Origin of the sequence: Burkholderia sp. BDU5 (assembly GCF_001522845.1) — a bacterium.
Lineage (GTDB): Bacteria > Pseudomonadota > Gammaproteobacteria > Burkholderiales > Burkholderiaceae > Burkholderia > Burkholderia mayonis.
This window is the reverse complement of the sequence record NZ_LOWC01000056.1, coordinates 16,647-28,096: the sequence shown is the minus strand read 5'-3', so window position 1 is coordinate 28,096 and position 11,450 is coordinate 16,647. Positions and strand designations below refer to the sequence as shown.

Annotated in this window: 4 protein-coding genes and 1 pseudogene; 3 read left to right on the top strand and 2 right to left on the bottom strand. The window is 65.2% G+C overall.

Annotated elements, in window-relative coordinates:
- Window positions 1-277: 277 nt before the first annotated feature.
- Together WS69_RS34665 and WS69_RS34660 are read right to left on the bottom strand one after the other, a co-directional pair.
- Window positions 278-5,401 carry a DUF6543 domain-containing protein gene (locus WS69_RS34665; RefSeq protein WP_231747120.1) on the bottom strand — a complete coding sequence of 1,708 codons (5,124 nt, stop codon included), beginning with the start codon at window positions 5,399-5,401 and terminating at the stop codon, window positions 278-280.
- A 171-nt stretch (window positions 5,402-5,572) separates the two neighbouring features.
- A pseudogene (locus WS69_RS34660) lies at window positions 5,573-5,716 on the bottom strand (ISL3 family transposase); the annotation flags it as partial.
- A 129-nt stretch (window positions 5,717-5,845) separates the two neighbouring features.
- Here WS69_RS34660 and WS69_RS11755 point away from each other — a divergent pair.
- The 3 genes from WS69_RS11755 to WS69_RS11745 are packed head-to-tail and all read left to right on the top strand — an operon-like array spanning window position 5,846 to window position 11,425.
- On the top strand, window positions 5,846-7,249 hold the full coding sequence (locus WS69_RS11755; RefSeq protein ID WP_082716132.1) for a TolC family protein: 1,404 nt from the start codon (window positions 5,846-5,848) through the stop codon (window positions 7,247-7,249).
- Window positions 7,250-7,307: 58 nt separating this feature from the next.
- On the top strand, window positions 7,308-8,363 hold the full coding sequence (locus WS69_RS11750) for an efflux RND transporter periplasmic adaptor subunit (RefSeq protein ID WP_226382908.1): 1,056 nt from the start codon (window positions 7,308-7,310) through the stop codon (window positions 8,361-8,363).
- Window positions 8,360-11,425, top strand: a complete 3,066-nt coding sequence (locus tag WS69_RS11745; RefSeq protein WP_059470948.1) for an efflux RND transporter permease subunit — start codon at window positions 8,360-8,362, stop codon at window positions 11,423-11,425. Before WS69_RS11750 ends, WS69_RS11745 begins: the two co-directional genes overlap by 4 nt.
- The last annotated feature ends 25 nt before the right edge of the window (window positions 11,426-11,450 follow it).

Genomic DNA, 11,450 nt, shown 5'->3' with positions numbered 1-11,450 from the left:
TCGCACGTAGTTACCTTCCGCCCCTGCATTTGCATTTGCTCCTCCGCGAAGGAGGACGTGCGATCGACTATCTCACCCCCGGAAACGGCGGTACATCTGACCAGTATGAAAAACGCGCTTGCAACGGGCGATTCGATTTCGCCGGATCTCAGCCGCCGCGGTACGCCGAATCGAGCTCGACGCGTCGACTGTCGCAAGGAGCCACGCAACTTCGCATCCGATCACGTCATGCGCGATTGAGCGGCGGCACAATTACGCCGCCGCTCGCATCCCGCTGTCAGCCCAATCGTCGGAGAACATCCGCGGGAACATTCTCGGACCAGCGCACGAAGCTCACGGCTTGCTGCAGTTCGGCAGGCAGGCTCGCCAATCCTCGCTCGCCGCGACGGCTGAGTACGCGATCCAGGAGGCGGCTCGCGCGCTCGTACGGCGTCAGGAGCGACCCGCCCAGCTCGACCTGATCCGCCACGCTCAGCCCGCCGTTGGCCACCAGTATGTCCACGAAGCGCTCGTACACGCCGCGATTGCTGTCCGCCGACAACAGGCGAACGAGTTCCTGCCGATGTTGCGTCAAGCCCGCGCGATCGAACGCGCCGCTCGCGGTAAAACTGGCAGGCAACGCCGCCAACGCCGAGCGTTCCTGCGCAACCAAGTTACGGACCGCCGCCGGCGCCGAGCGGGCCCGCTCGCCGTTGCGCACCGCTTCCGACAGCAGATCGGGAAACGCGTCGACGCCGTTGCCGTTCCTGCTATGGAAGCTGCTGAGAAACGTGCGCGCCCGCTCGTATGCAGTGGACGCGCTCATTGCCTGGGCCCGGTCCGCCAGGCTCAGCCTGCCTTGCGCAACCGAAAGATCCACGAGCCGCGTGAAAATGTCCTGGTTTCCGCCTGTCGCGAGAATCGTGGCAATCTCGTTTTGATGCTGCGCGAATGTTTGCGAATTCAGCGGCGCGCCTGCCGTCAAGCGCGCCGGCCACGCCGCCAAAGTTTGCTGTTCTCGCGCAATCAGCCTGTCGATCGCGGCAGGCGCCGAACGAATCCGGTCTCCGTTACGCACGGCTTCCGACAGAAGATCGGGGAACGCGGATGCGCCGTCGCCATTCTTGCTCAGGAAGCTGTCGAGAAAGATGCGCGCTCGCTCGTAAGGCGTGGAAGCGGCCATTGTCCGTGCCCGGTCCGCGAGACTCAGCCTGCTTTCCGCAGCCGAAAGATCCAGTAACCGCGTGAATACTGCTTGATTCGCATCGGCGGATAGATAACTGGCCAGTTCAGGGCGCAAGCGAGTAAATGCCGCGCCATTGGCGATGCCTTCCGCTCGAATTCGTTGCGGCACGCCGGCAAGGCGCTCGCTTTCCTGCGTGGCAAGCAAAGCGAGCGGGCCGTCCGCCGCCGTCGCTCCAGGCGTGCGGCTCACGGCTTGCTGCAGTTCGGCAGGCAGGCTCGCCAATCCTCGCTCGCCGCGACGGCTGAGTACGCGATCCAGGAGGCGGCTCGCGCGCTCGTACGGCGTCAGGAGCGACCCGCCCAGCTCGACCTGATCCGCCACGCTCAGCCCGCCGTTGGCCACCAGTATGTCCACGAAGCGCTCGTACACGCCGCGATTGCTGTCCGCCGACAACAGGCGAACGAGTTCCTGCCGATGTTGCGTCAAGCCCGCGCGATCGAACGCGCCGCTCGCGGTAAAACTGGCAGGCAACGCCGCCAACGCCGAGCGTTCCTGCGCAACCAAGTTACGGACCGCCGCCGGCGCCGAGCGGGCCCGCTCGCCGTTGCGCACCGCTTCCGACAGCAGATCGGGAAACGCGTCGACGCCGTTGCCGTTCCTGCTATGGAAGCTGCTGAGAAACGTGCGCGCCCGCTCGTATGCAGTGGACGCGCTCATTGCCTGGGCCCGGTCCGCCAAGCTCAGCCTGCCTTGCGCAACCGAAAGATCCACGAGCCGCGTGAAAACCTGCTGATTGGCGTCGGCGGAAAGATAACTGGCCAACTCCGGACGCAAGCGGTCGAACGCATCGCTGTTCGCGATGCCCTCCGTTTGTATCCGGGACGGCAAAGTGGAAAGCCGCGCGGCCAGTTCGTCCCGGCCGCCGCCACGGACACCGACGTTCGGGTTGTAAACCCACTGCCCCTGCTCGTTTTTCCTGATCGGCTCGAAGTACATTTGTTGCGCGCGTTTTCGAGGATCAACCAGCCGCAGTGTGAAATTATCGTTATCCGGCTTGACTTCGAGATATCCGTTTCCATCGCGAACGAAATACCGGCTCGGCGCGCCCGGCTGCTGGATTTCGACGACATCCTTCATATAGCCGTCCGTCCGGATGGTCTGCGTGCCGGACGGCAGCGGCGCATGCAGCGCCGAATCGACGGACGGCGCCTTGGCGGCCGCCGCCGAATGCGTCGCGGCGCTCGACGCGGAAGCCGCTGTCGAGGATGCCGCAGTGCCGCTGAAACGTTTCACGGGAACTTGATCCAGCAGTTTGACGCCAGCCTTGGCGCCTTTCAGCCCGCCGCCGAGAAGATCGCCCGCCGCACCGGCCAAATCCCACGACGCGCTCATGAAATGTTCGAGCGCGGCCGAGCGGTCTCCGTCCCGATAGGCCCGAATGCCGTTATAGAGACCTTCCGCCGCCAGAATCCCGCCCACGAACGCACTGGCCGGCGGAAACGGCAGCGTTGCGATCGTCGCCGCAAGCTTGATCCCGTCCCACACCTCCTTGGCGACCGACTGGATCACCTCCTTGCGACTTTCCGTGATCGCATCGACGTTTCCCGTCAGTTGCTGAATGCCTTTGTCGTATTCGGATTCGAAGCCGTCCGTCAGCCGGTTGCCATACGCCGGCTTCGCACTAACTTTGATGTTCCGGTGCAGATCGTCGAAGAATTTTCCGATTGACTCCGAGTTCTGATCCGCCGTGCCGAAACGCCCGTACAAATAGCGCGACATCTCCCGGTTCTTGCCGTCGCCGAACAAGGACCGAAGCTCGCCGATCGAACGGAATGCGATACCGTCCGGCGCGCCGGGTGTGTAGACGAGATTCGCATCGTCCGACTTGCCCAGTTGCGACGATCGAAATACGTAAATGCCTCGCGCGACTTTCCCGTTCAGCGTGAATTCGTAAATGCCGCGCGTGCCGCGCTCGCTCTTCTCTCGCCGATCGCCGACGGTAGCGGAATCGGGATCCGACAGGCGGTTGATCTCGGCCTGTACCGTCCGATATTGCGTCTCCGTGATTTCATTCTTCAGCTTTGACACCAGCGCATCCCGCGCCATCGACGATTGCGCGCTGCTTTGATACAGCGCTCGCCGCTCGTCCAGCGCCGGCCCTTCCGACAGGAAGTCCACCGTCACTTTGTTGATATATTGTTCACCGAGATAGGCGTTTCGCGGCTTGGTGGCGATATAGCCGCGCATCGCGTCGGATTCGAGGCCGGACAGATCCTGCCCGATCGTCGAGCTGAATCGCATCGTCTTCGCGATATCACCTCGATGGTCGCGGTAGCCAAAGGTCACGAGATCGGTCAGCGTCATGACCTTCTGCCCCGTGCCGTCCAGATCCACCCTGACCGTATTGGGATCGATGTTCTCCTTGACTCCCTGCTCGCGCAACCGCTCATTCAGCCACTTGCCGACTTCCCGTTGTGCAAACTCATGGAAGGGCTCCGGCTGCCGCAATCCCTGATAAGCCTGCAGCGCCGATCGCGCCGCCGCATCGAGAGAATTGAACTGCGTGCGCTCTTTAGGCGTCGCCCCGGCATACCACGGAGGCAACAACACGCGCTCCGCCTCCGCCACGCTCGCCCGGCCCTTTTCCGCCGCCACCGCGCCCAGTTGCGCCCGATACCCGCCGTCGCCGAACGACTTCCAGCTCACTGACGCGCCCTCGCCCAAACCGCCCTTCCATTCGGACGGCATTTGGGCGATCTGCCCGAAGAACTGCTCGCCCTTCTGACGATTGCTTGGGTCCAACTGGTCCGTCAAATACCGACGCCCCGCCTCTGTGGCCGCCCATCCGGCAATCATTTGGCTCAATTGATATGGCGTGTTGGCCGCGTAGAACTCCTTGTCCGGCGCACCCGGCCCATACATCACATAGCGCTCGGATTGCGTGTGCGGATCGGTTTCCCGATAGACCTGGATGTCCCTCAACTGGTCCCCGCCGAACATCGTTACCCCGCCCAGTTCGACCCGCTTGCCCGAATTCGCTTCGCCGGACCCATTTTGGACGCGCTGAATCAGCTCGTAATCGGCCGACGTGATTTCGCCCTTCAGCTTGGCGCTATAAGCCGCGTGCTGCGTCCGGCTGGCCAGCGCGTCATTCAGCGCGCTCTGCGCGCTCGCTGTGTTGTATCGTTGTCTCAGCGTCTCGATATAGCCGGGCCGCACGTCGAGTTCGCCCAACATCCGCTTCAGAAATGCCGGCGTCAACGCGGTCGTATTACCGGCCGCAGACTCCGACGGCGTGCCCAGCGTGAAGGTCGTTCCGTTCGCATAGGGCCCCAGAAGAACCGCCTCCGTCAACGACAGTTCGGTCGACGTCGTGCGACCGCTGGCACGGCTCTCCACGCGAATCCTGACGCGGTCCGGATCCACCGGCGTTCCGCCCTGCTGTTCCATGTATTGCCGAATTCGCTGGCGCACGTGGGCCTCGGGCGCGACGTCGGCCATCAGACGATCGACCGCCGCCCCATCGCTGTTTCGCTGAGCTTCATATTGACGCAACGGCCCGAGATCCCGCTCGGTCGCATTCGGATACAGCCGCTGCTCGGTCCGAGTGCGGACATGCGCTTGATAGCGCGTCTCGAGCGATCCGCGAGTCGGATCGTTCAGCAACCGAGGCGCCACATAGTCCTCGATATCGATGAGCGCGTTCGACGGTCCGCGCGAGCTTTGCCGGGCAATCCTGTCCGCATCGTTCCAGTTCGGCGAACGAAACAATCCGGCATTGTTCAGGTCGTAGGTCGGCGTTCCGTCTCGGATTGCATGCAGCAATTCCTCTGTTAACGTCCGCGAAACCGTCACGCGGCCCGTCACCGGATCGCGCCGGTTGACATAAACCTGGCCGGGGTCGAGGTTCTGCCCGGCAAACTTCTCCTTGATGAGCCGCTTGGCTTCCCGCTGCACGAAATCCTGGAAATCCGCCAAGCTGGCTGCCTTCGCGTCTTGCTCCTCGGGCCTTTGCGCCGACGGCGCCTGCCGAGGTTTGATTGCATCCACCGTGCTGACACTGCGCCTCCGGTTGTCGAGCTCCGTCGAGCCGGACGACGCTTCAGTACCCGACTGCTCCGGTTCGTATTTCGGAACGTTGGTCACTGCGCCGCCAGCCTCGCGCTCGCTTAGTGAATTCCGCTGCTCTCGCTCATGATGAAACGAGCGGCTTGAAATAGACGGCGTAATTTTCATATCCATTCCGCAAAGGGAAAAAAAAGATAGAGGACAAACTGCTTCGCCCAGCCTATCAATTTCCATGCGGCACAAATATCTGACCAGTCTCATTTCCACAGCGGAACCAAAGCGCTTTTTGTCGTCGCTTGCGCAATTCAGAGCGCCATTTCACGAATTTCGTGGCCGCTTGCCTCGCAGGCGCTGAGCGAACAAGTGCGGCGCAGCGATTCCGCTTTGCCGAGCTTGTTCGAGCCATTGCTTTCTGGATTTTTGCGCCCGGGCGGGCTTCCAGAAGAAGCCAAGCCGCTCGGGTTCGTCGCATTGCAAGTAGACGCGTACACGGCCAATCACGTTCCGCCGATGCTTAAGCAATCGTTAAGCAGGCGGCCGACATAATCGTCCGAACCAGCGTTCCGGCACGCCGGAATGACGTTTCCATGACAACCGCACAGGGAGCGCCCGTTGTCCCGCTTATCTCAGACGGCGTCGCCGCGGCTCGTACGCACGCTCGTCGTATGTGCCGCGTCGTACACATTCGTGCTCGGCGGCTGTGCGGCCTATCGCCCGCAGCCGCTCGCCGCGCATTCGACATTCACGACGGTCGCCGAGCTCGGCCGGCTGCGCATCGACCCGGCGAAAATGCCGCTGCCGGAACTGGCCGCGCATCGCTTCGATCCGTCCGGCGGACTCGACATCGAGGACGTCGCAATGCTCGCGGTCGCGAACAATCCCGATCTGAAACTCGCGCGCGACGATCTCGGGATCGCGCAGGCGCAGGCGTATTCCGCGGGGCTGCTGCCCGATCCGCAACTGTCGGTGTCGAGCGATTATCCGGGCGCGGCCGGCCTCGAGCGTGCATTCAACTACGGCCTGAGCATGGACGTGATGGCGATCGTCATGCGCAATGCGAACAAGCGCTCCGCCGACGCGACCGTGCGCAAGACCGATCTCGGCCTGCTTTGGCAGGAGTGGCAGGTTGTCGCGCAGGCAAAGCAGCTCTATACGAAGGCGCGCTACGAAGACGCGGTGCTGCCGCTGCTCGCGCAGACGCGCGATCTCGGCGCGACGCGCTACGAACGGATCGCGCGCGCGCGGCAGGCCGGCAACGTGACCGACGACGCCGTCACCGTCGCGTCGGCCGCATACGGCGACGCGCGCAAGCAGTACGACGACATGGTCCGGGCGCGCGAACAGACCCGTCACGACCTGAATGCGCTGCTCGGACTCGCGCCGGATGTCGAACTGCGGCTCGCCGGCTCCGACCGGGCGGCGCCGGTGACCGACGCGACGCTCGACGCCGCACTGACCGAATTGCCGAAGCGGCGTCCGGACCTGATCGCGTTGCAGGCCGGCTACGACGCGCAGGAACAGAAGTACCGCGCGGCGATCCTGAACCAGTTTCCGAGCCTGAACATCGGCTTCAATCGCGCGCGCGACACGTCGGGCATCTATACGACTGGTTTCCAGATTGCGCTGAGCCTGCCGATCTTCAACCGCAATCGCGGCAACGTCGCGATCGAGCAGGCGACCCGCCAGCGGCTCGGCGACGAATACCAGACCCGGCTGAACACCGCCTATGCGGACATCGCGCATCTGCGTACCGATGCCCGGCTCGCCGCACAGCAGCTTGCTCAGGACGAGACCGCGTTACCCGCGCTCGAGCAAGCGGCCGCGCATGCGCAGCATGCGTACGCCGCGCGCGACATCACGCTCGGGCAGTACACCGACGCGCAGCTCGCCGCGCTGACGAAGCGGATCGACGCGACCACGCAGCGCGATGCACTGGCCGAGCAGCGCATCGGCCTGCAGGCGCTGCTCGGCAGTGCGGTCCCGGATGCCTTTTCCACCGATTCCACCCAGCGTTGACCTCATGCCAGCCGTCCTGAATCGCTTTACCCGCCGTCGCACGGCCGCGCTTGCCGCCATGCTGGCCGCCGCACTTGCCACACTCGCGCCGTTCGCCGCCGGCTCCGCGCGGGCCGACGAACCCGTTTCCGCCGCGGTCGATACCGTGCGCGTGCAACGTGCGCCGATCTCGCAACAGGTGCGTGCATACGGCGTCGTCGCCGCCTCGTCGGCCAGCGTCGCGTCGGTGAACCTGCCGTACACGGCGCGCATCCGCAAGGTGCTCGTGCTGCCCGGTCAGGCGATCGCGCGCGGCGCGCCGCTCGTCGTCGTGCAGGCCGATCCCGCCGCGGTGCTGGCTGCGTCGCAGGCCGCGAGCGCGTTGACGCTGGCGCGCGGCGAACTCGCACGCACGCGCGCGCTGCTCGACGACGGCCTGGCGACGCAATCGCAGCTCGCCGCCGCGCAGAAGGCGCTCGACGATGCTCAGCAGGGGCAGGCCGCGCAGCGGCTAATGGGCGTGCGGAGCGGCGACGTAACGATCGCCGCGCCGTTCGCGGGCGTCGTGTCGCAGCTTTCCGCACTGCCGGGCGACCAGGTGCAGGCGGGCGCGACGATTGCGCAGCTCGCGGCGACGGGCGGCGCGTCCAGCCGTCAGGCGAACGTGACGCTCGGCGTCGATCCGTCCGCGGCCGCGTCGATTCGCGCGGGCGATACGGTCGTGCTGCACGGGCTGTCCACCGCGCTCGCGCACGCGGCTCCGGCAGGGCAGATCGTCGTCGCGGGCGCGTCGATCGATCCTCAAAGCCAGCTCGTGGACGTCGGCGCGAACGTGCCGCTCGGCGGCACCGCATTCATCCCCGGCACCCGCGTAAGCGCCGACATCGCGACGCAGACCGGCACGTGGTGGGTCGTGCCGCGCTCCGCCGTCCTGCGCGACGCGAAGGGGTCGTACGTGTTCCAGGTCACGCCGAAGCACGCCGCGCATCGCGTCGATGTCGCGGTGCGCGTCGAAAGCGGCGACCATTACGGCGTGGACGGCCCGCTGAATGCATCGGAGCCGCTCGTCGTCACCGGCAACTATGAATTGCAGGACGGGATGGCCGTCCGTTCTGCCGGAGGCGCGCGCCAATGAATGTCGGGCAATGGATGCAGATGCACCGGCGATCGTTGCTGTTCGTCGTCGCGCTGCTCGCGGTCGCCGGCGCGCTGACGGCTTTCCGGCTGCCGATCTCGCTGTTTCCGAACGTATCGTTTCCGCGCGCCGTCGTGTCGCTCGATGCGGGCGACCGGCCTGCCGAGCAGATGGCGACGCTCGTGACGATGCCGGTCGAGGAGGCGCTGCGGCGCGTGCCGGGTGTGCGCGACGTCGAATCGAAAACGAGCCGCGGCTCGGCGGAGATCTCGCTGAATTTCGACTGGGGCACCGACATGGCGCAGGCGACACTGCAGGCGCAGTCGGCGATCGCGGAGATCCTTCCGTCGATGCCGGCCGGCACGACGATGCAGGTGAAGCGGATGGACCCGACCGTGTTCCCGGTACTTGCGTACAGCCTCACGTCGTCGCGGCAGTCGCTGTCGCAGCTGCGCGATCTCGCACAATTTCAGTTGCGGCCGCTGCTGTCGTCGGTCGACGGCGTGGCACGCGTCGAAGTGACGGGCGGTGCGCAGGACGAGTTGCAGGTAGACATCGATCCTGCTCGACTCGCCGCGTACAAGCTGTCGGTCGAGGACGTGTCGAAGGCGATCGGCGCGGGCAACGTGCTGTCGGCGACCGGGCGGATCGAGGATCACTACAAGCTGTATCTCGTCGTCGCCGACACGACGATCACGTCGCTCGACACGCTGCGTAATGCAGTCGTTTCGTCGTCGGGCGGCAACCAGGTGCGCGTCGGCGACGTCGCGACGGTGTCGCGCGGCACGGTTCCGCAATGGATCCGCGTGACGGCCGACGGGCAGGACGCGGTGCTCGTGAACGTATTCCAGCAGCCGGGCGCGAACAGCGTCGCGATGGCCGCGGCGATCCGTGCAAAGCTCGCGGACTTTCAGAAGCAGATGCCGGTGGGCGTGCATCTCGCAAACTGGTACGACCAGAGCCAGCTCGTGATCGCATCCGCGTCGAGCGTGCGCGATGCAATCCTGATCGGCGTCGTGCTGGCCGCGCTGACGCTATTCGTATTCCTGCGCAACTGGAAGATCACCGCGATCGCCGTCGCGCTGGTGCCGGTCGTGATGAGCGCGACGATCCTGCTGCTCGACGTGTTCGGGATGGGCTTCAACATCATGACGCTCGGCGGGATGGCCGCGGCGGTCGGGCTCGTGATCGACGACGCGATCGTGATGATCGAACACATCGCGCGGCGCATGCGCGAGGCGGGCGCACATGCGTTCCACGGCCGCGTGATGAGCGCGGCGCTCGAGTTCACGCGGCCGCTCGCGGGTTCGTCGGCGGCGACGCTAATCATTTTCGTGCCGCTCGCGTTCCTGTCCGGCGTGACGGGTGCCTTCTTCAAGGCGCTATCGATCACGATGGCGAGTGCGCTGTTCATCTCGTTCGTCGTGAGCTGGCTCGCGATCCCGATCCTGTGCGATCACTGGCTCACGCCGGCCGACGCGGAGGAGCTTCGCGAGTCGCGCTTCGCGCACTGGCTGAACACGCGCTACGCGATGCTGGTCGAGCGCGTGAGTCGCAGGCCAATGCTCGCGCTCGCGGGCATTTTGCCGCTCGTCGTCGCCGCCGCGTTTGCATTCACGCGCGTCGGCAGCGGCTTCATGCCGTCGATGGACGAGGGCGGATTCGTGCTCGATTACCACACGGCGCCCGGTACGTCGATCACCGAGACGGATCGCCTGATGCGCGAGATCGAGACGATCATCCGCGAGAACCCGAACGTTGCGACGTATTCGCGTCGAACCGGCGCTGGCCTCGGCGGCGACCTCAACGAGCCGAACAAGGGCGATTTCTTCGTGCGCCTGAAATCGGGTTCGCGCGAGCCGATCGATACCGTGATGGAGGAGATCCGCTCGAAGATCGAGACGAACGTGCCCGGCGTCAACGTCGAGCTCGCGCAGTTGATGGAAGACTTGATCGGCGATCTGACCGCGGTACCGCAGCCCGTGCAGATCAAGATCTACTCGGACGATCCGAACGTGCTCGACGCGACCGCGCGGCGCGTGGCCGCGCGCATCGGCAAGATTCCGGGCATTGTCGACGTCGACGACGGCATCAACCCGGCCGGCGACGCGCTCGATCTGCACATCCGTCCCGACGCAGCCGCCGCCGAAGGGATGGACCCGCAGTCGATCGCGCAGCAGGTGTCGGATCTGCTCGAAGGCAGCGTCGCGACGCAGTTCCAGCAGGGGCCGAAGACGGTCGGCGTGCGCGTTCGGGTGTCGGACGCGATGCGGATGAACGGCACGGGGCTCGGCGCACTGCAGATCCGCGCGCCCGATGGGCACCTGTTCCCGCTCGATCGCGTGACCGATCGCATCACGGTCAGCGGGCAGCCCGAGATCAGCCGCGACAACCTGAAGCGGATGGTCGCCGTCACTGCGCGGATCGACGGGCGCGATCTCGGCTCGACGATCGCCGACGTGCAGCGCGCGCTCGGCGATGCGAACCTGTTGCCGCAAGGCGTCTATTACGAACTGGGCGGGCTGTACCAGCAACAACAGATCGCGTTCCGCGGACTGATCGCGGTGTTCGGCGCGGCGGTTGCGCTGGTATTCGGGCTGCTGCTGTTTCTCTACGAACGCTTCCGCGTCGCGCTCGCGGTGATGGCGATGCCGTTGTGCGCGACCGGCGCGGTGTTCATCGGGCTGTGGGCGACGGGCATCGAGCTCAACATTTCCGCGATGATGGGCATGACGATGATCGTCGGCATCGTGACCGAGGTCGCGATCTTCTACGTATCGGAATTCCAGGGGCTCGTGCGCGACGAAGGGATGGCGCCCGATGCCGCGTTGCTCGCGGCAGGCCGCAACCGGCTGCGGCCGATCGCGATGACGACGATCGCGGCAATCCTCGCACTGTTTCCGCTCGCGTTCGCGCTCGGGCAGGGCTCGGCGATGCAGCAGCCGCTGGCGGTCGCGATCATCTCGGGGCTGATCGTTCAACTGCCGCTGGTGTTGCTTGTACTGCCTGCGCTACTGCACCTGCTGTTGATCGAAAGGGGATCGCGCCGCCAGACACACTGATGTCATGCATCGCCGGGGTAAAGAT

What these genes read in the sequence shown, in the direction of transcription:
- WS69_RS11750 (WP_226382908.1), top strand. Translation starts at nt 7,308, where the DNA reads ATGCTGGCCGCCGCACTTGCCACACTCGCGCCGTTCGCCGCCGGCTCC.
- WS69_RS11745 (WP_059470948.1), top strand. Translation starts at nt 8,360, where the DNA reads ATGAATGTCGGGCAATGGATGCAGATGCACCGGCGATCGTTGCTGTTC.
- WS69_RS34665 (WP_231747120.1), bottom strand. Translation starts at nt 5,401, where the DNA reads ATGAAAATTACGCCGTCTATTTCAAGCCGCTCGTTTCATCATGAGCGA.